At 66.7% G+C, this 26,404-nt stretch carries 24 protein-coding genes, 3 tRNA genes and 1 pseudogene; 10 read left to right on the top strand and 18 right to left on the bottom strand.

The window, feature by feature from the left end; all coding sequences use genetic code 11:
- Positions 1-2: 2 nt before the first annotated feature.
- The 6 genes from MSM1_RS10620 to MSM1_RS10595 all read right to left on the bottom strand — a co-directional run bounded on the left by MSM1_RS10620 (position 3) and on the right by MSM1_RS10595 (position 11,615).
- Entirely contained in the window at positions 3-3,515 is a 3,513-nt protein-coding gene (locus MSM1_RS10620) for a DNA-directed RNA polymerase subunit beta (RefSeq protein ID WP_213442026.1), read from the bottom strand.
- A 397-nt stretch (positions 3,516-3,912) separates the two neighbouring features.
- The gene (locus MSM1_RS10615) at positions 3,913-4,986 is read right to left on the bottom strand and encodes an ABC transporter ATP-binding protein (protein ID WP_213442024.1); all 1,074 of its coding nucleotides are present in this window, start codon (positions 4,984-4,986) and stop codon (positions 3,913-3,915) included.
- 131 nt (positions 4,987-5,117) lie between these two features.
- Complete coding sequence (gene rplL, locus MSM1_RS10610; RefSeq protein WP_213442022.1) at positions 5,118-5,510, bottom strand: 50S ribosomal protein L7/L12; 393 nt, start codon at positions 5,508-5,510, stop codon at positions 5,118-5,120.
- Between the two features lie 40 nt (positions 5,511-5,550).
- On the bottom strand, positions 5,551-6,144 hold the full coding sequence (gene rplJ, locus MSM1_RS10605; protein WP_213442020.1) for a 50S ribosomal protein L10: 594 nt from the start codon (positions 6,142-6,144) through the stop codon (positions 5,551-5,553).
- A 372-nt stretch (positions 6,145-6,516) separates the two neighbouring features.
- Positions 6,517-7,428, bottom strand: a complete 912-nt coding sequence (locus MSM1_RS10600; RefSeq protein ID WP_213442018.1) for an ROK family protein — start codon at positions 7,426-7,428, stop codon at positions 6,517-6,519.
- Positions 7,425-11,615 (bottom strand): NEW3 domain-containing protein, encoded by a 4,191-nt coding sequence (locus tag MSM1_RS10595; protein WP_213442016.1) that lies wholly within the window; start codon positions 11,613-11,615, stop codon positions 7,425-7,427. Before MSM1_RS10595 ends, MSM1_RS10600 begins: the two co-directional genes overlap by 4 nt.
- A 41-nt stretch (positions 11,616-11,656) precedes the next feature.
- Between MSM1_RS10595 and MSM1_RS10590 the strand changes: the two genes are divergently transcribed.
- From MSM1_RS10590 to MSM1_RS10560, 7 genes and pseudogenes are all read left to right on the top strand, one after another.
- A complete protein-coding gene (locus MSM1_RS10590) occupies positions 11,657-13,036 on the top strand; it encodes an AarF/ABC1/UbiB kinase family protein (protein WP_213442014.1) in 1,380 nt (459 codons plus the stop codon).
- Between the two features lie 106 nt (positions 13,037-13,142).
- On the top strand, positions 13,143-13,988 hold the full coding sequence (locus MSM1_RS10585) for an alpha/beta fold hydrolase (protein ID WP_374101715.1): 846 nt from the start codon (positions 13,143-13,145) through the stop codon (positions 13,986-13,988).
- Between the two features lie 93 nt (positions 13,989-14,081).
- Positions 14,082-14,942, top strand: coding sequence for a cyclopropane mycolic acid synthase family methyltransferase (locus MSM1_RS10580; RefSeq protein WP_213442010.1), 861 nt, complete (start codon positions 14,082-14,084; stop codon positions 14,940-14,942).
- A 171-nt stretch (positions 14,943-15,113) separates the two neighbouring features.
- Entirely contained in the window at positions 15,114-15,977 is an 864-nt protein-coding gene (mmaA2, locus tag MSM1_RS10575) for a cyclopropane mycolic acid synthase MmaA2 (RefSeq protein WP_213442008.1), read from the top strand.
- Between the two features lie 126 nt (positions 15,978-16,103).
- Complete coding sequence (locus MSM1_RS10570; RefSeq protein ID WP_213442841.1) at positions 16,104-17,000, top strand: cyclopropane mycolic acid synthase family methyltransferase; 897 nt, start codon at positions 16,104-16,106, stop codon at positions 16,998-17,000.
- 25 nt (positions 17,001-17,025) lie between these two features.
- A pseudogene (locus MSM1_RS10565) lies at positions 17,026-17,148 on the top strand (RNA polymerase subunit sigma-24); the annotation flags it as partial.
- Between the two features lie 222 nt (positions 17,149-17,370).
- Complete coding sequence (locus MSM1_RS10560; protein ID WP_213440082.1) at positions 17,371-18,756, top strand: IS4 family transposase; 1,386 nt, start codon at positions 17,371-17,373, stop codon at positions 18,754-18,756.
- Positions 18,757-18,772: 16 nt separating this feature from the next.
- Here the strand turns inward: MSM1_RS10560 and rplA are convergent, their stop codons facing one another.
- The 12 genes from rplA to MSM1_RS10500 form a co-directional block, all read right to left on the bottom strand.
- A complete protein-coding gene (gene rplA / locus MSM1_RS10555; RefSeq protein WP_213442006.1) occupies positions 18,773-19,480 on the bottom strand; it encodes a 50S ribosomal protein L1 in 708 nt (235 codons plus the stop codon).
- 85 nt (positions 19,481-19,565) lie between these two features.
- Positions 19,566-20,003 (bottom strand): 50S ribosomal protein L11, encoded by a 438-nt coding sequence (gene rplK, locus MSM1_RS10550; RefSeq protein WP_213442004.1) that lies wholly within the window; start codon positions 20,001-20,003, stop codon positions 19,566-19,568.
- Positions 20,004-20,082: 79 nt separating this feature from the next.
- Positions 20,083-20,832 carry a transcription termination/antitermination protein NusG gene (nusG, locus tag MSM1_RS10545; protein WP_213442002.1) on the bottom strand — a complete coding sequence of 250 codons (750 nt, stop codon included), beginning with the start codon at positions 20,830-20,832 and terminating at the stop codon, positions 20,083-20,085.
- 32 nt (positions 20,833-20,864) lie between these two features.
- Positions 20,865-21,299, bottom strand: coding sequence for a preprotein translocase subunit SecE (secE, locus tag MSM1_RS10540; RefSeq protein ID WP_213442000.1), 435 nt, complete (start codon positions 21,297-21,299; stop codon positions 20,865-20,867).
- A 124-nt stretch (positions 21,300-21,423) separates the two neighbouring features.
- A tRNA-Trp gene (locus tag MSM1_RS10535) sits at positions 21,424-21,496 on the bottom strand.
- Between the two features lie 153 nt (positions 21,497-21,649).
- The gene (gene hadC / locus MSM1_RS10530; protein ID WP_213441998.1) at positions 21,650-22,150 is read right to left on the bottom strand and encodes a (3R)-hydroxyacyl-ACP dehydratase subunit HadC; all 501 of its coding nucleotides are present in this window, start codon (positions 22,148-22,150) and stop codon (positions 21,650-21,652) included.
- Positions 22,151-22,152: 2 nt separating this feature from the next.
- A complete protein-coding gene (hadB, locus tag MSM1_RS10525) occupies positions 22,153-22,581 on the bottom strand; it encodes a (3R)-hydroxyacyl-ACP dehydratase subunit HadB (RefSeq protein ID WP_213441996.1) in 429 nt (142 codons plus the stop codon).
- Complete coding sequence (hadA, locus tag MSM1_RS10520) at positions 22,568-23,047, bottom strand: (3R)-hydroxyacyl-ACP dehydratase subunit HadA (protein ID WP_213441994.1); 480 nt, start codon at positions 23,045-23,047, stop codon at positions 22,568-22,570. The genes hadB and hadA overlap by 14 nt, the downstream gene beginning before the upstream one ends.
- 45 nt (positions 23,048-23,092) lie before the next feature.
- Entirely contained in the window at positions 23,093-23,260 is a 168-nt protein-coding gene (rpmG, locus tag MSM1_RS10515; RefSeq protein ID WP_213441992.1) for a 50S ribosomal protein L33, read from the bottom strand.
- A gap of 40 nt (positions 23,261-23,300) precedes the next feature.
- A tRNA-Met gene (locus tag MSM1_RS10510) sits at positions 23,301-23,377 on the bottom strand.
- Positions 23,378-23,429: 52 nt separating this feature from the next.
- Positions 23,430-23,502: transfer RNA gene (locus tag MSM1_RS10505), tRNA-Thr, on the bottom strand.
- A gap of 131 nt (positions 23,503-23,633) precedes the next feature.
- Positions 23,634-23,849, bottom strand: a complete 216-nt coding sequence (locus MSM1_RS10500; protein WP_213441990.1) for a type II toxin-antitoxin system VapB family antitoxin — start codon at positions 23,847-23,849, stop codon at positions 23,634-23,636.
- A 134-nt stretch (positions 23,850-23,983) separates the two neighbouring features.
- Here MSM1_RS10500 and MSM1_RS10495 point away from each other — a divergent pair, with 134 nt between their 5' ends.
- The 3 genes from MSM1_RS10495 (at position 23,984) to MSM1_RS10485 (ending at position 26,338) form a co-directional block, all read left to right on the top strand.
- The gene (locus MSM1_RS10495; RefSeq protein ID WP_374101704.1) at positions 23,984-24,691 is read left to right on the top strand and encodes an MBL fold metallo-hydrolase; all 708 of its coding nucleotides are present in this window, start codon (positions 23,984-23,986) and stop codon (positions 24,689-24,691) included.
- A 112-nt stretch (positions 24,692-24,803) separates the two neighbouring features.
- Complete coding sequence (locus tag MSM1_RS10490; RefSeq protein WP_213441986.1) at positions 24,804-25,637, top strand: hypothetical protein; 834 nt, start codon at positions 24,804-24,806, stop codon at positions 25,635-25,637.
- A 5-nt stretch (positions 25,638-25,642) separates the two neighbouring features.
- On the top strand, positions 25,643-26,338 hold the full coding sequence (locus tag MSM1_RS10485; protein ID WP_213441984.1) for a crotonase/enoyl-CoA hydratase family protein: 696 nt from the start codon (positions 25,643-25,645) through the stop codon (positions 26,336-26,338).
- The last annotated feature ends 66 nt before the right edge of the window (positions 26,339-26,404 follow it).

Raw genomic sequence — 26,404 nt, 5'->3', positions numbered from 1 at the left:
TACTAAGCGAGATCCTCGGCAGAGGCGGACTCGTTGCGGGACAAGTTGATTCCCAGGTTCGCCGCAGCGCGCTCCAGATCTTCGTCTTCGCCTTCGCGCAGCTCGATGGCCGCGCCGTCTTTTGCCAGCACCTCGACGTTGAGGCACAGCGATTGCAGCTCTTTGAGCAGCACCTTGAACGACTCCGGAATACCCGGCTCGGGAATGTTCTCGCCTTTGACGATGGCCTCGTACACTTTGACCCGCCCGACGGTGTCGTCGGACTTGATGGTCAGCAGCTCCTGCAGCGTGTATGCCGCGCCGTAGGCCTGCATGGCCCAGCATTCCATCTCGCCGAACCGCTGGCCACCGAACTGCGCCTTACCGCCCAGCGGCTGCTGGGTGATCATCGAGTACGGACCGGTGGATCGGGCGTGGATCTTGTCGTCCACCAGGTGGTGCAGCTTCATGATGTACATGTAGCCGACCGTCACCGGGTACGGGAACGGCTCACCGGACCGCCCGTCGAACAGGATCGCCTTGCCGTCACCGTCGACCAGCACGTCGCCGTCGCGGTTGGGCCGCGTGGCCGACAACAGCCCCTGCAGCTCCTCCTCCCGGGCACCGTCGAACACCGGTGTCGCCACGATCGTGTTCGGCTCGGCCTCCAGCAGTTCCTCGGGCAGCCGCTGCGCCCAGTCCGGCACGCCCGCGGACGTGTCGACCTTCCAGCCACTGTGGGCGCACCAGCCCAGATGGGTTTCCAGGATCTGGCCGATGTTCATCCGTCGCGGCACGCCATGGGTGTTGAGGATGATGTCCACCGGGGTTCCGTCCGCCAGGAACGGCATGTCCTCGACGGGCAGGATCTTGCCGATCACACCCTTGTTCCCGTGCCGGCCGGCGAGCTTGTCACCGTCGGAGATCTTGCGTTTCTGCGCGACATAGACGCGGACCAGTTCGTTGACCCCCGCCGGCAGCTCGTCGTCGTCCTCGCGGGAGAACACCCGGATGCCGATGACCTTGCCGGACTCGCCGTGTGGCACTTTCAGCGAGGTGTCTCGAACCTCGCGGGCCTTTTCCCCGAAGATAGCCCGCAACAGCCGCTCCTCGGGGGTCAGCTCGGTCTCCCCTTTCGGGGTGACCTTGCCGACCAGGATGTCGCCGTCGCGCACCTCGGCGCCGATGCGCACAATGCCGCGCTCGTCGAGGTCGGCCAGCACCTCATCGGAGACGTTGGGGATGTCGCGGGTGATCTCCTCGGCGCCCAGCTTGGTGTCGCGGGCGTCGATCTCGTGCTCCTCGATGTGAATCGAGGTAAGAATGTCCTCCTCGACCAGACGGTTGGAGATGATAATCGCGTCCTCGTAGTTGTGGCCCTCCCACGGCATGATCGCCACCAGCAGATTTCTGCCCAGGGCCATCTCGCCGTGGTCGGTGCACGGGCCGTCGGCGATCACTTGTCCCGCCTCCACCCGATCACCCGCATCGACGATGGGACGCTGGTTGGCGCAGGTGCCGGCGTTGGAGCGGGCGAACTTGCGCAGCCGGTAGGTCTGGCGGGTGCCGTCGTCGGCCATCACCGTGAGGTAGTCACCCGACACCTCCTCGATGACGCCGCCCTTCTCGGCGACCACCACATCGCCGGCATCGATCGCGGCGCGCAGCTCCATTCCCGTGCCCACCAGCGGCGCCTCGCTGCGCACTAGCGGAACCGCCTGGCGCTGCATGTTCGCCCCCATCAGCGCGCGGTTGGCGTCGTCATGCTCCAGGAACGGGATCATCGCGGTGGCCACCGAGACCATCTGGCGCGGCGAGACGTCCATGTAGTCGACCTCCGACGAGGCCACGTACTCGACCTCGCCGCCCTTGCGGCGCACCAGGACCCGTGGCTCGGTGAACCGTCCCTGGGCGTCGATCGGCGAGTTGGCCTGCGCCACGACGTGGCGGTCTTCCTCGTCGGCGGTCAGGTACACGATCTCGTCGGTGACCACGCCGTCGACCACCTTGCGGTACGGCGTTTCGATGAACCCGAACGGGTTGACCCGCGCGTACACCGACAACGAGCCGATCAGACCGATGTTCGGCCCCTCCGGGGTTTCGACCGGGCACATCCGCCCATAGTGGCTGGGGTGCACGTCGCGGACCTCCAGCCCGGCACGCTCCCGGGACAGCCCGCCGGGCCCCAGCGCCGAGAGCCGCCGCTTGTGCGTCAGGCCCGACAGCGGGTTGTTCTGGTCCATGAACTGCGACAGCTGGCTGGTGCCGAAGAATTCTTTGATGGCGGCGACCACCGGGCGGATGTTGATCAAGGTCTGCGGCGTGATCGCTTCCACATCCTGGGTGGTCATCCGCTCCCGGACGACCCGCTCCATCCGCGACATGCCGACCCGGATCTGGTTCTGGATCAGCTCGCCGACCGTGCGCAGCCGACGGTTGCCGAAGTGGTCGATGTCGTCGGTTTCCACCGGCACCTCCACACCGCCGGGCACGGTCATCGTGGCGTGTCCTTCGTGCAGGCGCACCAGATATTCGATGGTGGCGACCACGTCCTCTTCGGTCAGCGTCAATGTCGACAGCGGGATGCTCAGGCCCAGTTTTTTGTTGACCTTGTAGCGGCCGACCCGGGCCAGGTCATAGCGCTTCTCCTTGAAGAACAGGTTCTCCAGCAGGGACTGCGCCGATTCCTTGGTCGGCGGCTCACCGGGGCGCAATTTGCGGTAGATGTCCAGCAGCGCCTCATCGGCGCCGGCGGTGTTGTCCCTCTCCAGCGTCGAGCGCATGATCTCGGAGAAGCCGAACCGCTCGATGATCTGCTCACGGGTCCATCCGAGCGCTTTGAGCAGCACGGTAACCGGCTGGCGGCGCTTGCGGTCGATGCGTACCCCCACGGTGTCGCGCTTGTCGACGTCGAACTCCAGCCAGGCGCCGCGGCTGGGGATCACCTTGACCGAATGCAGGGTCTGCTCGGTGGACTTGTCGATGGTCTCGTCGAAGTACACGCCCGGCGAGCGCACCAACTGGCTGACGACCACCCGCTCGGTCCCGTTGATGATGAACGTGCCCTTCTCGGTCATCATCGGGAAGTCACCCATGAACACCGTTTGGCTCTTGATCTCACCGGTGTTGTTGTTGATGAACTCGGCGGTGACGAACAGCGGGGCCGCGTACGTCATGTCCTTGTCTTTGCACTCGTCGACGGGTGCTTTGACCTCGTCGAAGCGCGGATCGGAAAACGACAGCGACATCGATCCGGAGAAGTCCTCGATGGGCGAGAGCTCGTAGAGGACTTCTTCTAGGCCACTGAGCGGGTTGGCCTCACCGCGGGCGATCGCCGCCTCACGCCAGCGCGGCGCGCCGATCAGCCACTCGAACGAATCGATCTGCACGTCCAGTAGCCCCGGAACTTCCAGCGGTTCGCGGAACTTCGCGAAGGAAATTCGGTTAGGTGCTCCGGGGACGGAATTGCTCGAGGAAATTTGAGGACTTTGGCCAGTACCTGGGGGAGTTGTCTTGCTCTGGCGGGAAACTGCCAAGATGCATCCTTCCAGCACCTCGTGCGGCTAACGGATCCGACGGCAGCCGGACCACTTCACCGCGATAATTGTGTCGGTTCGGCTGGCGAACGATCTGTCCGGGCCTCACGCACGCGACCAGATCGCTGAGCCGCGAAAGGGGGCTCAGTAGAAATCCACGATGTCAAGTGGCGGGTGAGGTGGGCAAGAGGTAGCCAGCGCAACGTCCAACGATAGCGCAGGACTGCGCATTCCTCAACTATCGTGCCACCGGAACCCGCGCTGGCGAGCATCTCGGCCGTTCCGTGCACCGATGCTGACCAACAGACTGGCCTGTTTGCGTCCGTCCGTCAAGAGGTTGACCGGCAATGTTGGCGTTCGACGGCTTCTCGGAGGCGGGTGCGGCCGGTCAGTCCCGCTACTGGGTGGGGATGACCGCGGTGGGTGCTTCGTCCTCCCCGCGATGGCGCCCGATTCCGACCTCATCGGCGAACGTGTGCCCCACATACTTGTGGGTGCCCTCCAGGTCGTCGAGGATCGCTTCCTGAGCACGCCTGGGCAGCGTGTGCAGGATCTCGCGCACCCGGGCCCGCCGGCGGGCAACCGCCCTGCGCTCGGGCATGCCCGGGGTCGCGGTGATCTGTGGCGGCACGCCTTCGATCTCCTCGACACCGCCGTCGTGATGGCCGGCCTCCAGGTGAGCCTGCTCCTCGGCCATGGTGGCCTCGTCTTTTTCCTCGGACATGCCGATCGGACCGATCCGGCGCCCGTTGAGGAATTGCCGCACCACCGGCTCGTCGCTGGTCAGCAGCACCTCGCGGGGACCGAACATCACCAGCCTGCGGCGAAATAGCATGCCGATGTTGTCCGGCACCGTGCGCGCGATGTTGATGTTATGCGTGACGATCAAGATGGTGGCGTCGATTTGCGCGTTGATGTCGATGAGCAGCTGGCTCAGATAGGCGGTGCGCACCGGATCCAGACCCGAGTCGGGCTCGTCGCAGAGGATGATCTGCGGATCGAGCACCAGCGAGCGGGCCAGCCCGGCACGTTTGCGCATGCCGCCGGAGATCTCGCCGGGGAACTTCTTCTCATCGCCCGCGAGCCCGACCAGCTCCAGCTTCTCCATGACGATGTCACGGATCTCGCTTTCCTTTTTCTTGGTGTGCTCACGCAGTGGGAACGCGGTGTTGTCGTAGATGTTCATCGAACCGAACAGCGCGCCGTCCTGGAACATCACCCCGAACAGCATGCGGATCTCATAGAGTTCCCTGGCCGTGCATTGGGTGATGTCGGTGCCGTCGATAATCACCGAGCCACGCTCCGGGCGCAGCAGGCCGATCAGCGACTTCAAAAACACCGATTTGCCCGTGCCCGACGGCCCCAGCAGCACACTGACCTCACCAGCCGGGATGTCGAGCGTGACGTCCTCCCAGATCCGCTGGGCCCCAAAGGACTTGGTCAGCCCCTCAACCTGGATAGCGGTACCCATACAAATCCTTCCTCCGACGTTGCCCCACTCTGCCCGCCTGCTTGTGGCATGAGTCACTGTAGCGCAACGGCGCGCCGGAGACCACGCTCGCGGACTGCCCCCGATTGGACTGCCGAGGTTGTGCGGTGCGCCTACTTGACGGTGACGGTGGCGCCTGCGGCCTCGAGTTTCGCCTTGGCCTCCTGGGCGGCCTCCTTGGCGACCTTCTCCAGAACCGGCCTGGGCGCGCTGTCGACCAAGTCTTTCGCCTCCTTGAGGCCCAGTCCCGAGACGATCTCGCGAACGACCTTGATGACCCCGATCTTCTTTTCGCCGGCGGCCTCGAGGATGACGTCGAACTCGGTTTGCTCCTCGGCCTCCTCGGCGGCGCCCGGGGCCGCGCCCGGGGCGGCCACCGCGGCCGCGACCGGGACGGCGGCGGTGACCTCGAAGGTCTCCTCGAACTTCTTGACGAACTCGGAGAGCTCCAACAGGGTCATGTCCTTGAACGCGTCGAGCAGTTCGTCGGTGGAGAGCTTGGCCATGGTGTGGGTCCTTCCTAATCGGTACGGAATCGGTACGAAGTCATTCGGTTTCGGCCGGTGCGTGCGCCGGCGGGGCCGCGCCGGTGTCTTCCGGTGGAGCCGGGGCGGATTGCTCCTGCCCGGTGGCCTTTTTCTCCTGCAGCGCGGCCAGCAGCCGGGCCAGCTGTGATGCCGGGGCATTGAACAGCGCGGCAGCCTTGGCGAGGTTGCCCTTCATCGCCCCGGCGAGTTTGGCCAGCAACACCTCCCGGGACTCCAGGTCGGCAATGCGCTCGACGTCGGCGACGGTCAACGGGTGGCCGTCCATGTAACCGCCCTTGATGACCAGCGCCTTGTGGTCTTTGGCGAAGGTCTTGATGGCTTTGGCCGCATCCACCGGCTCACCGGTGACAAACGCGATCGCCGTGGGGCCCACGAACAACTCGTCGAGGCCCTCGATCCCGGCCTCCGCGGCAGCCCGCCTGATCAACGTGTTCTTGGCCACGGCATAGCTGGCCGACCCCCGCAGCGACCGGCGCAGCTCGGCCAGGTTGGCCACCGTCAGGCCACGGTAGTCGGTGATCACCGTCGCCGTGGAGGCCTTGAACTGCTCGGCGATCTCTGCGACGGTGGCAGCCTTTTCGGCCCGGCCCATGCGCGTCTCCTCGGAGTCCCTGCGACGTGTCTTGTCCGCCTGTCCCGTCCGCGACCGGGACCGGGAACGACAAGCGCCCCGCCGCAGGACGCGATCGGGGCGGGGCCGGCGCGCGCCGGCGGCCATGCCTCGTCCTCCTGCGTGGGCCGCCGGGGTGCTCCCGGGCCTTCGACCGATTTCTCGGTGGCCGACGGTCTTCGGTGGATCGCCAACAACAATAGCGTGGGCCCGCCGATCAGCCCAAACACGGGTGGCCCGGCGCGGCGGCGGCACTGCGGGCCGAAGCCCGATAATCGCTCGAAGGTGGGCACCATGGCACGCCGGCCCTCCCGTGAATTTCGTGACGGATGTGACCAGCGTGACGCAGCGCGCTCACCGGAGCCCCGCGAGGGCGGCCGCGCCGATCAGTCCGGCGTCACCACCGAGTTCCGCGGGCACGACCCGCAGGCCGGCCAGATAGCCCAGCCGGGCGTAATCGGGCAATGCCGCGCGCAGCGGCTCGAAGAGCACCCGACCGGAGTCGGCGACGCCGCCACCTAGGACGACGAGATCGATGTCACAGACCGCCGCCACCGACGCGATCGTCGCCGCGAGCGCCCTAGCACCGCGACGAAACGCCCGCTCGGCCACCGGATCGCCGGCCGCCGCCGCGGCGGCCAGCTCCTTGGCCCCCGCGCCGGGTGCGCCGGCCCAGCCGTTGTCCCGCGCCCATCGCACCATCGACGGGCCGGCCGCGACCGTCTCGACACAGCCTCGGCCCCCGCACGCGCACGGCTGGCCGGCGGGATCGACCACAACGTGACCGACGTGCCCGGCGTTGCCGCTGCGGCCGTGGTAGACGGCGCCGTCGAGCACCAATCCGCCGCCCACACCGGTGGAGACCACCATGCCCAGCAGGAAGCGTGCGCCCCGCCCGGCACCATGGCGGTGCTCGCCGAGCGCCATGCAGATGCCGTCGCCACTCAGCCGGACCGGCACGCCGGGCACCGTCGCCGCGACCCGGTCCCGCAGCGGAAAGCCGCGCCAGCTCGCGATGTTGAGCGGGCTGACGGTACCCGCCTGGCGGTCGATGGGACCGGCGGAGGCAATGCCCACCGCGCGAACCGCGCCGTCGGCGGCACGCAGCGCGTCCCCGGCGGTTTCTGCCACCGCAGCCCAAACCTCCTCCGCATCGAGGGTTTTCGGCGTCGGCCGGCGAGCACTGTGCACTAGGGCGCCGCCGGGACCGACCAGCCCGGCGGCGATCTTGGTGCCACCGATGTCCAGAGCGAGAGTGACGCTCATCGGACGGTCACCATCACCGCGGGCGAGTAGGCCAGCCGGCCCGCGCAGCCGATCCGCACCAGGGCCCACCACCGACCGGGTTCCAGGTCCACCGGCGGCGTCACGTCGAAGCCGAGCTCGACACTGCCGCGCGCGGGCAGCACGGCGCCGCGTGCCGGTGGGCCCATCCACTCCCAGGTCCCCCAGGGGCTGATCAGGTGCGCCTCCACCGCCAGGTCGGCGCGGGCGTGTGTGCCAACCGTGACGCCCAGACGGGCCGACTCGCCGGCCGCGAGGTCGACGTCGGCCGGTCCGTCGATGAGATAGAGCAGCCGCTCCTCCCCGACCACACCGACGGCAACGGTGCACACATCCTCGACCAGCTGCCGCCATGCGGGGGGCACTTCGCTGCCGGTGAGGCGCAGCTGAGCCCGCACCGGATACAGTCCCGCGGGCGCGTTCGCCGGCACCGCCACCACCACGTCGGCCTCCAGGTACTCACCGGGCCGCAGCGTGAACGGCAGGACGGCGGGCATGACCGCCCAGCCGCCCGGGAAGCGCAGCCCGATCACGCCGTCCAGCACCTGATCGGCGCAGTCGCTGGCCGCGGTGAGCCGCAGCACCACGGTGCCGCCCGGTTCCGCGGCTACCCGCGGGGGGCGCAGGTGGGCGACGGCCGGCAGGCCGCCAAGCGGGGCGGGCCCGCGATTGTGCAGCCAGTAGCGCGCGTAGAGCGGCTGGGCGGCCTCGGCTTCGGGCGCCAGCGCGCCACCCCGATCACCAGGGCCCGCCAGCGCCCTGGGCACGTCGAGCCTGGCCAGCACGGTAGCGATCTGGAAGCCGCGCAGCGTGACCTGCCGCGGGCGCTGCCGGGGCTGTTCGAGCAGGCTGGCGTGGTGCACGTCACGCACCGCGCCGAGCCCGCAGCCGAGGACGACGTCGGTGTCGACCCCGGTCGTCTCGACCAGCCGGATCGCCACCGCGCCCGGATCCACCCGCCGAGCACTGCCGCGCGCCAGCGGGTTGCCGGCCGCCTTGAGGGCGCCCACCCGCACCGTGCGGGCCGGCTCCACATGCAGCAGCGAGCCAACCGCCGGCAGCGTGCCGGCGGGCTGCCGGACGGCCACAGCGACCAGCGGGTGGGAGAACTCCGCGCTGCGGGACGGGACTTCCGCTTGCCGCCAATCGCCCTCACCGGAGATCAGCGCATAGTCGAAGGTGTGGGTCCAATGCTGCAGCTGGAAGCCCTGGCCGTCGGGCGCGGCGCGGCGCGGTTCGGTGATCCAAACGCCGGACGGCCAGCCCGTGCAGGACCGCATGAGCGCGATGTGCAGGGTGCCGTCGGGGTCGACGGCAAAGCTGGGCGTTCCGCGGTTGAGCAGCGCGACCGTCCGCCCCTCGAAGGGGCCCAGCCCCGCGGGGGCCTGCTGGGTGACGGTGATCTCCGCGTCGGCGAGGTCGTCGGCGAGCGACCCGATCGCGGAGGACAGCTGCGTCTCGTCGCGGGCCGCGATCACCAGGACCGGAAGCGCCCGCGGGTGACGCAGGTCGGCGCCGGGCACCCAGGCCGCCGCGAGCGGCGACGCCGCTGGCACCCATACCCGGGCCCGCCCGGTCTTGCCGAGTTGCCGGTCAAGTTCGGTGGTGTACACCGGGTCGGCCTCGGCCAGCACGCGCTTGGTGAACACGTTGTGGCCCGGCCCGCCCAGCGCGATCCGAAAGTCCGGCAGGTTGGAGTCGACCTCCAGGTGACCGTAGCGGGGCTTGTCGGCGCTGCCGCAGGTGGCGGTGACACCGGCGCGGACCAGCGCGACCAGCAGGCCACGTGCCAGGGAGTGAGACATCGTCTCGGCCGGCACCACCACCTCGGCCACCGACACCGCGCGCACACCCGCGCCGACACGCACCCGTGCGGCCGAGGACAGCCCGAACCAGCCGTAGGCGGGGTTGTCCAGAGTCCAGGGGTGTCGGGCGGCGTCCACACACCGGCCGGTCTCCGGGTCGTGCCACAATGCGAAACCGCGCCCGATCACCGCGTCGCCCACCTCACTGACGGGCAGGGCGCCCGGCACCGGGCACGGCCAAAGCAGCCGCAACACCCAGTCCGCGCCGGTGAACTCGTCGATGCGGGTGCGGCAGTCCACCCGGGCCACCCCGTGCCAGAGCGTGAGCGTCTGGGTATAGCGTGCCAGCGTGCCGATCCGGCCGCGGACGACCAGCCGCTGACCCAGCGGGCCGGTGTAGGCGCGCACCTCGGCGGGTGCTTCTGACGAGCGGATGACCGGCCCCTTGGGCGCCAGCTGCCACGGGCCTTCCCCCGAGACGGGATGGGCCGGGTATTCCTGGTAGAGCGCGAGCTCGTTGCCCACCCGGCCGGCGGCGATCAGCTGGCGGCCGTCCGCGAGCAGGACGGACACCCCGCCGCCGCGAGCCGGGTCAACGGCCAGTCGGTAGCGCTCATTGGCGATCTCGGGTCCGCGCATCGGCTCCCAGGCCGCCCCATCGCCGGTGACCAGCCGGTAGGCCCGCCACCCCAGTGAGGGCACGTCGCGCGCCAGCCAGCTGACCGTGCGCCCGTCGTGCTCGACGTGGGTGGGCACCTCGACGCCGTCGGCGTCGATCACCCGCACCCCGCCACCGCGTGGGAGCCGGGCCGTCACGATGTCGCTGCGCGGGTGCGCCAGCGGGTTCCACACGACCGCTATGGGCCGCCGGTCACCGGCCACCGCGGGGGACAGCGCGGCGGAGAGCAGCGTCACCGCGTTGTCACGGGCGGCGCGGCCGAGTTCCCAGGCGTCGCGCCACCCGGTGAGCAGGTCGAGGTAGACCTGGTCGGATTCCGAGCCGGTGATGGCGTCGTGGTGCGCGCCGTAGGCCAGTTGCGCCCATGCCTTGGCCAGCGCGGCCTGCGGGTAGTCGGCGCCGGCCAACAACGCCGCGAACACCGCGAAGCGTTCCGCGTCCAGCAGGGTGCTTTCGGCGGCCCGGCCGGCCTGCTTGGTGTCGATGAACGACACGTCCTTACCGGTGTAGATCGGATTCATATCGCGGGTTTGCGGTGACGGTCGGCACCCGCGCGCTGCCAGTTCGGCGCGCACGGCGGCAAAGAACTCCCGGGGCAGCGCGCACACGAACTTCGGCCAGGTGTAGCGCGCGCCCCAGTCCCGGTGGATGGCGGTCACCCACTTGTTCGGCGGCGTGTAGTCACTGCCGACCGGCAGCAGCACATTGCGCGTCAGCGCGACCTTCTTCAGCTCCTCGTAGAGCCGGTACGTGGCTCGCTCGGCTTCGGCCAGCGAGGCCGACGAATCCATCCACCAGCCGGTCGAGTAGTGCGCCGGCATGTAGTGGGTGAGCAGCCCACGACCCGATGGCGCGAGCCATTCGAATTCGCTGGAAAACTGCATCCGCGCCACGCCCCCGCCGGCCATCGGGCCCCACTGGTGATGGGGGCCGCGGGCCCAGGAACTCGACGTCAGCCCGGCGTCGGCGGCCATGGCGGGAAACTGCGGGTCGTGGCCGAACACGTCCAGCTGCCAGGCCGTGGCGGGATCCGCGCCCAGCACATCGCACTGAAACCCCATGCCACACACTAGATTTCGAATTGTGGTCTCCGGACTGACGAGGTTGGTGCTGGGTTCGTTGTAGGTGCCGCCCAGCACCTCGACGCGGCCGTCTTCGATGAGCCGCCGTAGTACGGCGCGGTCCTCGGGGTGGGTGTCCCAGTAAGGCTTGAGATAGTCCACCTCGGCCAGCACGAACTTGTATTCGGGCTCGCGGCGCGCCATGTCCAGATGCGCCCGCACCAGATCGAAGCCGTTGACCTGACGGGCCGGCCCCGGCGGGTCTGCGCGCCACCCGCTGGTGTAGGCGCCCTGGGTGTTCCACCACACCGGGTCGTAGTGAAAGTGGCTGATCATGAACACCGTCCACCCGGGTTCGGCCACGGTAAACGTGAACGACGTGCCGACGCCGCAGGCGTGCGCCCGCGCGGGCCGGTGCTCCCCGACGATTGGGGCCTCGACGGTGATCGGGATCTCCACGGCGCCAGCACCAGCGGCCGCCAGCCCCTCCCCGGTCAGGCCGGGACCGTGAACTCGAACCCGCGTGGGCTGCGCGCAGCCGGTGTAGGTGACGCGGGCCAACTGCAGCGGCGCGTCCGGCGGCCCGACGAAAAGCTCGGTCGACTCCGCGGAGATAACTCGCATCACCGCACCCTACGGTTGTTCTCGTTTGGCACACTGCTGGGGTGAGTTCCACCAAACACCGTGAGTCCACCAAATACCGCGAGGCAGCCAAGCTGGGTCGGGTGTCCCTGCCGGTCGAGGCGGCCCGTGTCGGAGTGACCGGGTGGCAGCTCACCCGCACCGCGGCCCGCGTCCTGGCCCAGCTCCCCGCGCGTGGCCCCTGGCAGTACCAGGTGATCAAGGAGCTGCCGCGCACCTTCGCCGACCTGGGGCCCACCTACGTCAAGTTCGGGCAGATCATCGCCTCCAGCCCCGGCGCGTTCGGGGAATCGCTGTCGCGGGAGTTCCGCAGCCTGCTGGACGCAGTGCCGCCCGCCAAGCCCGCCGAAGTGCGCAAGCTGCTCGCCCGCGAACTCGGCGGCGATCCCGCGGAGTTGTTTGCGACTTTCGACGAGGAGCCGTTCGCGTCGGCGTCGATCGCCCAGGTGCATTACGCCACACTGCACAGCGGTGAGGAGGTAGTCGTCAAAATTCAGCGGCCGGGCATTCGCCGCCGGGTCGCCGCGGACCTGCAGATCCTTAAACGCTTCGCGCAGCTGGTCGAGCTGGCCAAGCTGGGCCGCCGGCTCTCGGCCCAAGATGTAGTGGCGGATTTCGCCGACAACCTGGCCGAGGAGCTGGACTTTCGCCTGGAGGCACAGTCGATGGAAGCCTGGGTGGCGCACATGAACGCCTCGCCGCTGGGCCGTGACATCCGGGTGCCACAGGTGTACTGGGACTACACCTCCGAACGGGTGTTGACCATGGAGCGGGTGCGCGGCATCCGTATCGACAACGCCGCCGAGATCCGCAAGGCCGGGTTCGACGGCACTGCGCTGGTCAAGGCGTTGCTGTTCAGCGTCTTCGAGGGCGGGCTGCGCCACGGACTGTTCCACGGCGACCTGCACGCCGGCAACATCTACGTCGACGCCGACGGCAAGATCGTGTTCTTCGACTTCGGCATCATGGGCCGCATCGACCCGCGCACCCGCTGGCTGCTGCGCGAGCTGGTGTATGCGCTGCTGGTGAAAAAGGACCACGCCGCCGCGGGCAAGATCGTGGTGCTGATGGGCGCGGTCGGCACCACGCGCCCCCAGGAGCAGGCCGCCAAGGACCTGGAGGCCTTCGCCACCCCGCTGACCAGGAAGACCCTCGGCGACATGTCCTACGTGGAGATCGGCAGGCAGCTCTCGGCGCTGGCCGACGCCTATGACGTCAGGCTGCCCCGCGAGCTGGTGCTGATCGGCAAGCAGTTCCTCTACGTCGAGCGGTACATGAAGCTGCTGGCGCCCCAGTGGCAGATGATGTCCGATCCCCAGCTCACCGGCTACTTCGCCAACTTCATGGTCGAGGTCGGCCGCGAGTACAACCCCGACGCCACTGGTGTCGTCCATGGGCGATAAACCCGCCGACAGCCGCCGTCGGCAATGCCCGGACGCCGGCGCGGCGTCGGTCGCAGTGCGCTACGGCACGGCGCGATCGGGTGAGCTGGATATCTATTACGAGGACATGGGTGACCCCAACCACCCGACGGTGCTGCTGATCATGGGGCTGGGCTCGCAGCTGCTGCTATGGCGCACCGGCTTCTGTGAAAAGCTCGTCGCCCAGGGGCTGCGCGTCATCCGTTATGACAATCGTGACGTCGGCCTGTCCGGCAAAACCGATCCGCGGCGTGGCAGCGGACCGCTGCTGCCCCGGATGATCAAGTTCTGGCTGGGAATCCCCAGCCGATCGCTGTACACGCTGGAACACATGGCCGACGACGCCGCCGCGCTGCTCGACCACCTCGGGATCGAGCGTGCGCACGTTGTCGGGGCCTCGATGGGCGGCATGATCGCGCAGATCTTCGCGGCGCGGTTTGCCGAGCGGACCCGCTCGCTGGCGGTGATTTTCTCCAGCAACAACCGCCCTTTCCTGCCGCCGCCGGCACCGCGCGCCCTGCTAGCGCTGCTCAAGGGGCCGCCGCCCGGGTCGCCGCGGGAGGTGGTCGTCGACAACGCCGTGCGGGTCAGCCGGATCATCGGCAGCCCCGCCTATCCCGCTCCGGAGGAGCGGATCCGCGCCGAGGCGATCGAAAGCTACGAGCGCAGCTACTACCCGTGGGGCGTCCCGCGGCATTTCAGCGCCATCCTGGGCAGTGGCAGCCTGGTGCGCTATGACCGGCGTATCACCGCCCCGACCGTGGTGATCCACGGCCGCTCCGACAAGCTGATGCGGCCCTCCGGTGGACGGGCGGTGGCGCGAGCCATCCGTGGCTCGCGCCTGCTGCTGCTCGACGGCATGGGCCACGAGCTGCCCGAGCAACTCTGGGATCTGGTTGTCGGCGAGCTGAAGAGGAATTTCGCCGGGCAGTGACACTGCCGGCCCGCGCACCGCGGGCCGGGTCCAGGACACGCACGCCGGGTTGTCGCTTGATCGCGGCCAGGGGTTGGGGAACGATTGGCGAGCGTGTCTAAGTTAGAGCCGCGTTACGCGTTATTGCAGTCGATTTACGACATTTCCAACGAGTTCTTCGAGCTGTTCTTAGGGCCCACGATGGGCTACACCTGCGGGTATTTCGAGCGCGCCGACGCGACGCTCGACGAGGCGCAAAACGCCAAGTTCGATCTGGCGCTGGGGAAACTGGGCCTTCAGCCCGGGATGACGCTGCTCGACATCGGCTGCGGCTGGGGGGGCGGGATGCAGCGGGCGATCCAGAACTACGACGTCAACGTCATCGGGCTGACACTCAGCGAGCGCCAGCGTGACTACGCGGAGGCGAAGCTGGCCGGGATGGCGACGACGCGCACGGTCGAAGTGCGGCTGCAGGGCTGGGAAGAGTTCGACGAGAAGGTCGACCGGATCGTGTCCATCGGCGCGTTCGAGCATTTCCGCCACGAACGCTACCCTGACTTCTTCACCATGGCCTACCGCGCGTTACCCGAAGACGGGTCGATGCTGCTGCACACCATCACCGCGATCACCCAGGATGAATGCCACAGGCGGGGCCTGCCACTGACGTTGGGGATGGCCCGTTTCGTCAAGTTCATTTGCACCGAGATCTTCCCCGGTGGTCAGCTGCCGACGGTGGCCATGGTCGAGGATCACGCCGCCCAAGCCGGGTTTGCCGTGACCCGGGTGCAGGAGCTCGGGCAGCACTACCCGCGGACGCTGTCGCTGTGGGCCGACGCGTTGCAGGCGCACCGCGACGAGGCCATCGCCGCACAGTCACAGCAGGTCTATGACCGCTATATGAAGTACCTCACCGGGTGCGGGCGCTTGTTTGCCGACGGGTATACCAGCGTCCACCAGTTCACGCTGCAGAAGTAGCGCCAGATGGGAGCGCGACACCATCGTGGCGCGCCGGTCGGTCGTGGTTAGGCGGTGCGGGCGCAATCGGATAGCATGCCTGCAACGCCCGATGGGTGGATCAGGGTGCTCCCGTGCGGCCCTCGTCGACTCGCTGCGGGGTTCTGGAGTCCAGAAAGGCGCGCAACAGCCATGGCCGAAATGCTGAGGCCGCACTTCGAAGACGTGCAGGCACACTACGACCTCTCCGATGACTTCTTCCGGCTGTTCCTCGACCCCACCTTGACCTACAGCTGCGCGTACTTCGAACGTGCGGACATGAGCCTGGAAGAGGCCCAGATCGCCAAAATAGACCTGGCGCTGGGCAAACTGGGTTTGCAACCGGGGATGACGCTGCTGGATGTCGGCTGCGGGTGGGGGGCCACGATGCGGCGCGCGATCGAGAGGTATGACGTCAACGTCGTTGGCCTGACACTGTCCAAAAACCAGGCCGCCCACGTGCAGAAGATGCTTGACGCGATGGATGCCCCGCGCAGCGGGCGGGTGCTGCTGGCGGGCTGGGAGCAGTTCGACGAGCCCGTCGACCGGATCGTCTCCATCGGCGCGTTCGAGCACTTCGGGCACGACCGCTACGATGACTTCTTCGCTATGGCCCACGGCGCCATGCCCGACGACGGGGTGATGCTGTTGCACACGATCACCGGGCTGACCGGGCCGCAGATGGTCGAACGCGGCCTGCCGCTGACGTTCGAGTTGGCCCGCTTCATGAAGTTCATCCTCACCGAGATCTTCCCGGGGGGGCGGCTGCCGTCAATCGAGAAGGTGCAGGAGCACTCGGCTAAAGCCGGTTTCACCCTGACCCGCATGCAGTCGCTGCAGCCGCACTACGCCAAGACCCTCGACCACTGGGCTGCCGCCCTGCAGGCACGCCGGCACGAGGCCATCGCGATCCAGTCCGAAGAGGTCTACGAGCGGTATGTGAAGTATCTCACCGGCTGCGCCAAGGGTTTTCGAATTGGTTACATCGACGTCAACCAATTCACACTGGAAAAGTAGTTTCGGCTTCGCGTCTTGGGCACTGTGTGCCATGCCGGCAACTGCCGGACCGCCATTGGGTAGGGTTATACGTCAGTGGCAACTCGTGGTGCGTAGCCCCGAGCATCCAGGAGAATGACGACGGCAATGCCTGACACCCCCAGCACCACCGCGCAGATTCGAACACGATGCGAAGACATTGAGGCGCATTACGACTTATCCGACGATTTCTTCGGCCTGTTCCAGGATCCAAGCCGCACCTACAGCTGCGCGTATTTCGAACACGAGGACATGACCCTCGAAGAGGCCCAGATCGCCAAAATCGACCTGAACCTGGACAAACTGGACCTGCGGCCCGGCATGACACTGCTGGACATCGGCTGCGGGTGGGGTTCCACCATGAAGCGGGCCATCGAAAAGTACGACGTCAACGTGATCGGACTGACCTTGTCGAAGAACCAGTTGGCCCGCTCCCAGCAGGTGCTCGAGGCGATCGACACCGATCGATCACACCGAGTGCTGCGGTGCGGCTGGGACCAGTTCAGCGAACCCGTCGACCGGATTGTCTCCATCGAGGCCTTCGAGCACTTCGGTTTCGAGAACTACGACGATTTTTTCAAAAACTGCTTCGCGATATTGCCCGACGACGGGCGCATGACGGTTCAAAGCAGCGTCAGCTACCACCCGTATGATCTGCATGCCCGGGGCAAGAAAATCACCTTTGAGACGGCACGATTCATCAAGTTCATCGTCACCGAGATATTCCCAGGTGGTCGCCTGCCCAGTACCGACATGATGACCCGGCATGGCGAGAAAGCCGGCTTTGTCGTCCCCGAACCGCTATCGCTGCGACCGCACTACATCAAGACCCTGACGATCTGGGGTGACACCCTGGAGGCCAACAAGGACAAGGCCATCGAGATCACCTCCGAAGAGGTCTATCACCGGTACATGAAATACCTGCGTGGCTGCCGGGACTACTTCGCCTACGAGGCCCTCGACTGCAGTCTGGTCACCTACCTCAAGCCCGGCGCGGTAGCGTAGGCACACTGCGACGACGAGCTGCGGGCAGGACCGTCGCGGCTGGGATCGTGGCCGCATCGCCCGCGGGCTGCAGCAACTGGAGCTGGCCGAAGGATCGACCGGTCCCTACCTGCCACAGGCGGTGATCGCCGCACGGCACGCGACCGCACGTCTCCCAAGAACGTCTGTCGACAGCGGCACTCTCGCGGGGGAACCGTCGGCCTGCCCTAGGCCCAATGCCGGGTAGTTAAGGCGTCGCGGGAGCTGTCAAGGTGACACGCGGTGCTTATGTGGCGCGTGTTGTGTAACGATATGGGTGCGACTCCTGGTAGAAGAACGGTCGACGAAGATCCAATTCTGCTACCGAGGAGTCGCGGTGCCGAATTCTGCCATGCCCGAATCCGTACGTCGTGCCGAACTCTTGGCTCCAGGTCATCTGGGCGAGCTGACCTGGCAGATCCCGGTGGAGTTGGTGGACGCGGTGCTGGCTGAGACCGGCAGCACCCAGCGGCGGCTGCGGGTGCTGCCCTCGCGGGTGGGGGTGTACTTCGTGCTGGCGATGTGCCTATTCCCCGGATTGGGTTACCGCAAGGTTTGGGCCAAGCTCACCGCAGCCCTGCCGGGCCGCCGCAGATCGTTGTCGGACAAGGCGCTTCGAGATCTGCGTCGCCGCCTTGGCGCCGCACCGATGCGGTCGTTATTCGAAGTGCTGGCCGGCCCGGTGGCCGCACCGGACACCCCAGGCGTGCGGTTCGGGCACTATCGCACCGTCGCGTTCGATGGGTGCGTGTCGTTCAAGGTCGCTGACAGCGACCGCAACCGCTGCTGGCTGGGCAAACTCAAGGCCTCGCTCGGGGTCACCGGGTATCCGGTGATCAGGCTGATGAGCGTGGTCGAGACCGGTACCCGGGCGCTGCTGGGGGCGGTGTTCGGACCGCCGTCCACCGGCGAGACCGACTACGCCCGGCGACTGTTGCACCTGCTCAACGCACAGATGCTGGTGCTATGCGACCGCGGATTCGACGGTGAAACCTTCCTGACCGAGCTGGCCGGCACCGGCGCGCAGTTCCTCGTCCGGCTGTGCGCCACCCGCCGCCTGCCCGTACTCGCGCGCCTCGACGACGGCTCCTACCTGTCGCGCATCGGAACATTGCCGGTGCGGATCATCACCGCCGATATCACCGTCACCTGCGCTGATGGCACCCGCTACACAGCGGCCTACCGGTTGGCCACCACCTTGTGCGACCCGCGCCGCTATCCCGCGCGGCGGTTCATCGCCGTCTATCACCAGCGCTGGGAGCACGAGATCGCCTACCTGGCGCTGCGGCACACTCTGGCCGCCGGCCGCGTGTTGCGATCGACCGACCCGGCCGGACTCGAACAGGAAATGTGGGCGCTGCTGACCGTCTACCAGGCGCTGCGGCGTGCCATGGTCAGTGCGGTCGAATCCCGCCCCGGTACTGACCCGGACCGGGCCAGCTTCACCACCGCTTTGGAAACGGCGAAAGACCTGCTGGTCAACGCCGCCAACGTGACCAACGACACCGACCTCGTCGGGCACATCGGCCGCGCCGTGCTCGCTGACCTGCTCCCACCCCGGCGACCACGTACCAGCGTCCGCAAGGTCAAATCCCCACTGTCGCGCTACAACAAGAAAGACCCCTATCGGCCCGAACGCAGCACACCGATCACCAGCATCACCGCCATCATCAACGACCCCGAACCCAAACATGCGACACACGAGTCGAAATCGTTGACAACAGCCCTCGGACCTTAACTACCCGGCATTGGCCCTAGGCCTCCGCGAAGTGGCGGGTGATCGACGGGTCGACCGGGATGCCCGGACCTGTCGTCGTGGACATGGTGACCTTCTTCAAGTAACGCCCCTTCGACGTCGACGGCTTGAGCCGCAGGATCTCGTCGAGCGCAGCGCCGTAGTTCTCCGCGAGGCGCTTCTCGTCGAACGAGGCTTTGCCGATGATGAAATGCAGATTGGCCTGCTTGTCCACCCGGAAGTTGATCTTGCCGCCCTTGATGTCGGCGACGGCTTTGGCGACGTCGGTGGTGACGGTGCCGGTCTTGGGGTTGGGCATCAGGCCGCGCGGGCCCAGCACCCGGGCGACCCGGCCCACTTTGGCCATCTGGTCGGGTGTCGCGATGGCGGCGTCGAACTCTAGCCAGCCACCCTGGATTTTCTCGATCAGGTCATCGCTGCCGACGACATCGGCCCCGGCGCCCTCGGCCTCGGCGGCCTTCTCGCCCACCGCGAACACCGCGACGCGGGCCGTCTTGCCGGTACCGTGCGGCAGGTTGACCGTGCCGCGGACCATCTGATCAGCCTTGCGCGGATCGACACCAAGCCGGACGGCCACTTCCACGGTCGCGTCTTGGTTCTTCGACGACGTCTCTTTGGCCAGCCTGGCCGCTTCCAGGGGGGTGTATAGCTTTGTGCGGTCCACTTTTTCGGCGGCTGCCCGGTATGCCTTGCTGTGCTTGCTCATCTGCTTCCAATCTGCGTTGGTTGTGGTTACGGCGCGGGCCGAAGCTGGCCCTCCCACGGGTTTGACTTGTCGGGGCTAACTAGGCTCACGACGTGACGGCAATGCCCATGGACCGGGCCGTACCGGCGATCGTCTTGGCGGCGGCGTCGATGTCGTTGGCGTTGAGGTCGGCCATTTTGGTCTGGGCGATCTCGCGGACCTGATCCCAGCTGACCGTGGCGACCTTGGTCCGGTGCGGATCGGCCGCCCCCTTGGGCACACCCGCGGCCTTAAGCAGCAGCTTAGCGGCGGGCGGCGTCTTGAGCGCAAAGGTGAAGCTACGGTCTTCGTATACGGTGATCTCCACCGGGATGACATTGCCGCGCTGGTTTTCGGTTGCGGCGTTATACGCCTTGCAAAACTCCATGATATTGACGCCGTGCTGGCCGAGCGCGGGGCCGACCGGCGGCGCCGGGTTGGCCTGACCCGCCTCGATCTGCAGCTTGATCAGCCCAACGACCTTCTTCTTTTTCTTCGGGGGCATCGGGGGTGGTGTTCCTTCCGTGTCTGAGTGCCGTGTCTGAGTGCCGAGGCGCCGACGAGCCGGCGCACGGCGTACCTGACTAGATTTTGGAGACCTGGCTGAAGGTGAGCTCCACTGGTGTCTCCCGTCCAAAGATGGACACCAGCACCTTGAGCTTCTGCTGCTCGGCGTTGACCTCGCTGATCGTGGCCGGCAAGGTCGCAAACGGTCCGTCCATAACGGTGACCGACTCGCCCACCTCGTAGTCGACCTCAACGACCCGGCGTTCCAGCCCACCCTCGGCGGCGGCCACAGCGGTGGCGGCGGCGCCCTTGGTGGTCTTCCTCGCCTGCCCCTGCGGCAGCAGGAACTTCACCACGTCATCCAGCGAGAGCGGCGACGGGCGTGAAGTCGCGCCGACGAACCCGGTGACGCCCGGGGTGTTGCGCACCGCCGCCCATGACTCGTCGGTCAAGTCCATACGCACCAGGATGTAGCCCGGCAGCACCTTGCGGTTGACCAGCTTGCGCTGGCCGTTTTTAATCTCGGTGACCTCCTCGGTGGGCACTTCCACCTGGAAGATGTAGTCGCCGACATCCAGATTTTGCACCCGGGTCTCGAGGTTGGCCTTCACCTTGTTCTCGTAGCCCGCGTAGGAATGGATGACATACCAGTTACCGGGCTTTTTGGCCAGCTCCGCCTTGAGCGCGGCCGCGGGGTCGAGTTCATCGGCCGGCTCGGCACTGGGCTGCGTAGCCGGCTCCGCACCGGTATCGACCACCGCATCCGGGCCGGTCTCCTCCACGTCGACCGCCTGCCCTGCGCGCGTATCGCCCTCGAAGGTAGTCACAGCTTTCCGTCCTCCCTATAGCCCTGCGCGCCTCATCCAAACACCAGCATCACCAGCTTGGCGAGGCCAAAATCCGCCAAGCCGATCAACGCCACCATGAACGCCAGGAACACCAGGACCACCGAGGTGTACGTGATCATCTGCTTGCGGTTAGGCCAGATCACCTTGCGCATCTCGGCAACGACCTGGCTGAGGTAGTTGTAGACGAAGGCTATCGGGTTAACCGACGGGCGCGCTGGTTTTTTAGCCTTCTCGGCCGTCTTGGTCGTGGTGCCGGCACCGTTCTTGGACACGTCGATCGCCGTGGACGGTCCCGGGCCGTCGGCGCCAGCTGCCCCGATCCGCTGTCGGGACCGCTTACCAGTGGGCCGCTGCGGCCGCGTCACCACAGCCGTCTGACCGCCTTCGCGGATATCCCCCGTGCTGCCGTCGCGGGCGGCGTCGGCACCGTCGCGCTCGTCGCTCACCGCATGCTCCTTCGTTCGCCTCGTCTAGCGGTCACCCTCCAGTGTCCACCTTTGCACGAATCCTTACGCTCCGGCCGCTCCCGGGCCGACTCGGCCCGCATCGCCACCGGGTGTTAGCCGTCAGCAGGGGCGACAGGACTTGAACCTGCAACCTGCGGTTTTGGAGACCGCTGCTCTGCCAGTTGAGCTACGCCCCTTCACGGTTGGCGGGCCAACCTGCGGGGCTTTACATGACGCGCGCGCTCCCCGTCCGGCAATCACGGGCAGCGCGCAGGTAGCGGGAAAACCCCGGGGTCCGAGTGTACATCGGCGCAGATGTGGTTACTAATCACGTACCAATCACGTGCTGATCACGCGGTTCTGACGACCTGGCCGGATTCCATGTCCCACCTGAGCTGGACCGAGTCGGTGGCCTCATGGCCCATCATCGTCGTATAGGCCTCCAGCACCACCTCGCCGGCGTCGTTGGTGCAGATGTTCTTGGTGACGACGATGTCGGCGCCGAACCGCTCGTCGACGGACTGGATCTCCATCCGGGCGTGCAACACCTCACCGGCAACGATCGGTTTGTGGAAGATGAACCGCTGGTCGACCTGGACGATCTGCATCGTCTCGTAGCCGGTGTCGACGTGCCGGAAGAAGTCCGCCTGCACCAGCTTCGCAAAGATCGTGGTGAACGTCAGGGGCGCGACGAGGCCGTCATACCCGAGTTCGGCGGCCGCCTTGTCGTCCAGGCAGGCCGGGTCGTCGGCCTTGATCGCCTTGGTGAACTCCCGGATCTTCTCTCGGCCCACCACGTAAGTGTCCGGATACGTCCAGACCATCCCCCGGATGTCGGTTTTGATCGCCATGCCTACGCCAGCTTCGCCGACGCGATCGCCCGCCCGAAGATCTTCTTGCCGCCGGTGGTCGCGGTGAGGGCAATCGTCACCGACTTGGTCTCGGGGTCAACCGACTTGATCCGGCCGTTGAAGGTGATCTCGGCGCCCTTGCCGTCGTTGGGCACCGGCACCACCGAGGTGAACCGCACGTTGTACTCGGTCACCGCCCCCGGGTCGCCGACCCAGGAGGTGACGTAGCCGCCGCCGATGCCCATGGTCAGCATCCCGTGCGCGATCGCGGTGTCCAGGCCGACCATCTTGGCGATCTCGTCGTCCCAGTGGATCGGGTTGAGGTCGCCGGACACCCCGGCGTAGTTGACCAGATCCTGGCGGGTCAACGGATACACCCGCTCGGGAAGCCGGTCACCCACCTTCACCGAGCTGAACTCACGCCGTGGCATCGCTGAAACCCTCTTCTCCTTCGTCGCCGGCACGTCCCGCCAGGGTCGTGTAGGTCTCCATCACAAGCTCTCCCGCGTCGTTGGTGCAGATGTTCTTGGTGACGATGATGTCGGCGCCGTGCGCCTTGCGCACCGAATCCACGTAGACGTCGCAGTACAGCTTGTCGCCCACCTGGATCGGCTTGAGATACTTGAGCACCTGATCGACCTGGACGATCTGGGCCTCGTGGATCGCGATGTTCGCGTTCTCGAAGAACGCCGACTGGGCCTGGTAACCGAACACCGAGATGAACGTCAGCGGCGCCACCAGCCCGCGATAGCCGAGCTCGGCGGCGGCCTTCTCCTCGAAAAATGCGGGGTCGTCGTTCTTGACGGCCGTCGCGTACTCGCGGATCTTCTCCCGCTCCACCTCGTAGTGGTCGGGATAGCGGTAATGCCTCCCGACGATGCTTTCGTTCAGTGACACGGCTGTAGAACCTACCGGATCTCGGCAACTGCCCACGGGTAGGCGCTACCGGGTTTCGCGGTGGGGCTGGTGCTTACCGCAGTTCGGGCAGAACTTCTTCAGCTCCAGCCGGTCGGGGTCGTTGCGGCGATTCTTCTTGGTGATGTAGTTGCGGTGCTTGCACACCTCGCACGCCAAGGTGATCTTCGGGCGCACATCGGTCTTGGAGGCCATATCAGTCCCCTTTGTCCTCTTTCGCAGCTGACGACTTGCCTGGTAGCGATGGCCGGACTCGAACCGGCGACCTAACGATTATGAGTCGTTCGCTCTAACCGACTGAGCTACATCGCCACGGGACCACATGCCTTCGGTTCTGGGCCGCCAGCCTGCTCGGTGTCCGCCGAGCCCCCTAACGGAATCGAACCGTTGACCTTTTCCTTACCATGGAAACGCTCTGCCGACTGAGCTAAGGGGGCGTCACCCGTCGCGACCGGCCGACTCACGCTGCGGGCCTACAAGAGGGTACAGCCTCGCCGGTAACGCCACCAAACTACGCGAGTGGCGCCGCCGTCACCCACCCGGGCGAGCGGGAGTAGGCGGCGCTGGATTAGGCGGTGTCGGAGGACCGCTTCGGACGCAGGGCGTCCAGGTTGCTGAATTCATCTACTTCCTCATCCAGCGAAGAACCCGGGGTGTCGGGGCCGTGGACGAGGCTTCGCAGCGCGAGATTGACAGCTTCCCGCGCGCCGTGCAGGTGGTATCGGCGAATTACCTCGTCGACGAGCTCTTCGTCGATCTCGATTTCAACCTTCCGCTGCGCCATGGGCTAACGATACCCAACCGCGAAGCCGCCCGTGAGGCAAACCTTGCTACTGCCGCCCTTGCTACTGCCGCCTCACCCCGCCGAGCGCGGGCCGCGTCATGGCCGAGCGGGCGGCCGTATCTTACGCTGATGGGGTGGGGCGGCTTTATTTCCGGCAACTGCTATCCGGGCGCGATTTCGCCGTCGGTGACGCGCTGGCGATGCAGATGCGCAACTTCGCCTACCTGATCGGGGATCACCAGACCGGCGAAGCCGTCGTGGTCGACCCGGCGTATGCCGCCGGGGAGCTGGCCGACGCGCTCGAAGCCGACGAGATGCGCCTGACCGGGGTGCTGGTTACCCATCACCACCCCGACCATGTGGGCGGTTCGATGCTGGGTTTCCAGCTGAAAGGCCTGGCCGAGCTACTGGAGCGCACCAGCGTACCCGTGCATGTCAACAGCCATGAAGCGCTGTGGGTTTCGCGGGTTACCGGGGTTGCCATGAGCGACTTGACCACCCATGAGCACCACGACAAGGTCGCCGTCGGTGATATCGAGATCGAGCTGCTGCACACCCCGGGTCACACACCCGGCAGCCAATGCTTCCTGCTCGACGGCAGGCTGATCGCAGGTGACACGTTGTTCCTGGAGGGTTGCGGGCGCACCGACTTTCCCGGCGGTGACTCCGATGAGATGTACCGCAGCCTGCAACAGCTCAAGCGGCTTCCCGGTGATCCAACGGTGTATCCGGGGCATTGGTACTCGGCCGATCCCGCCGCCCCGCTCTCCGAGGTCAAACGGCGCAACTACGTCTACCGTGCTGCGAATCTCGATCAGTGGCGAATGTTGATGCGCGGCTGAGGACGCTGATTCCCTGGCCAGCGAAGGCTCGCGCGCCCGCAGGGGAGGCCATCAGCGAATTCTCGCTCGCCGATGGTCGCCGGCGGTGTGGTATAAGCGGAAGGTGCAACCGATGGGGTGGATCCAGGACCGTTGGCACGCCGTGGCCCAGGCCGGATCGGCCACCTGGCTGGCGTGGGGGGCGTGGGCCGCGCTTGCCCTCGGCGCGGTCGCGCTGGTATACGCCAACAGGCAGATTCAGCGCAACCGTCAGCTGACGACCGACCAGATCCGGCCCTACGTGAGCATGTTCATGGAGCCGCACGCCGCCGACTGGCACGTGATCGAGCTCGTGGTGAAGAACTTCGGCAAAACCGCGGCCTACCACGTCAAGTTCGCGTTTACGAATCCCCCGACCGTCGCCGCATACGAGCAGGCCTCCGACGGCTACGCCGATGTCGTCGAGTTGGGGCTGCCCACAGAGCTACCGTTGCTGGCGCCCGGGCAGGAGTGGCGGATGGTGTGGGATTCGGCGCTCGATCGTGCCCAGCTCGGGGAGGCCATCGAGTCCCGTTTCACCGGGACCGTGACCTACTACGACCGCCCCGAGCGGTCACGTGGATGGCGGGTTTGGCGGCGCGAACCGCGCCCGCTGCACACCGACGTGGTGCTGGACTGGAATACGCTGCCGCCGGTTCAGCGGGTGGAGTTGATGGCCAACCATGATCTGGCCAAGCGGGAAAAGCAGAAGCTGGAGCTGCTGCGCGGCCTGTTGACCTACTTCCATTACGCCAGCAAGGAAACTCGACCCGAGGTATTTCGCAGCGAGATCGAGCGAATCAACACCGCGGTGCGCGAAACCCAGGACAGGTGGCGCGCCCGCCAGGTCGACGAGCCCACCGACGTCAGCCTGCGTTGGGGTGACGCCAAAAACGGGCTCGGCAAGCACCACAGCGAGCGGATCTGAGAAACGTGAGCGGCCCGGTCACCTACCGCCGTGACGAGTCCGTTGCGGTGATCACGATGGACGACGGCAAGGTCAACGTGTTGGGCCCGGACATGCAGCGGGCCATCAACGCGGCACTGGACAGCGCCGAGCACGACGACGTCGGGGCGATCGTGATCGCCGGCAATCACCGAGTGTTCAGCGGCGGGTTCGACCTGAAGATCCTGACGTCCGGCGAGGCGCAGCCCGCGATCGACATGCTCAAGGGCGGCTTCGAGCTGGTACACCGCCTACTGGCGTGCCCCAAGCCGGTGGTGATGGCCTGCACCGGTCATGCCATCGCGATGGGGGCGTTCCTGCTCGCCAGCGGTGACCATCGCATTGCCGCTCCCGCCTACAACATCCAGGCCAACGAAGTGGCGATCGGCATGACCATCCCGTCCCCGGCTCTGGAGATCATGAAACTGCGGTTGACGCCGTCGGCGTACCAGCAGGCGGCCGGGCTGGCCAAGACATTCTTTGGTGAAACCGCGATCGCCGCGGGCTTTCTGGATGAAATCGTGCTACCGGAGATGGTGCTCAGGCGCGCCGAGGAAGCCGCCCGCGAATTTGCCACGCTCAACCGGCACGCGCATGCCGCCACCAAGTTGCGGACACGCGCCGAAGCGCTGACGAGCATCCGCGTCGGCATCGACGCAATGGCCGCCGAGTTCGGGCAATAGCATCGGGTGATTGCCGGTGACGCGGTTGGCCCCGACGGGCAACCGCGTCACCGTCGCCTCCTCCGG

The organism is Mycobacterium sp. SM1 (genome assembly GCF_018361265.1).
Taxonomy (GTDB): Bacteria; Actinomycetota; Actinomycetes; order Mycobacteriales; family Mycobacteriaceae; genus Mycobacterium.
This window is presented reverse-complemented; position numbering and strand designations above follow the sequence as displayed.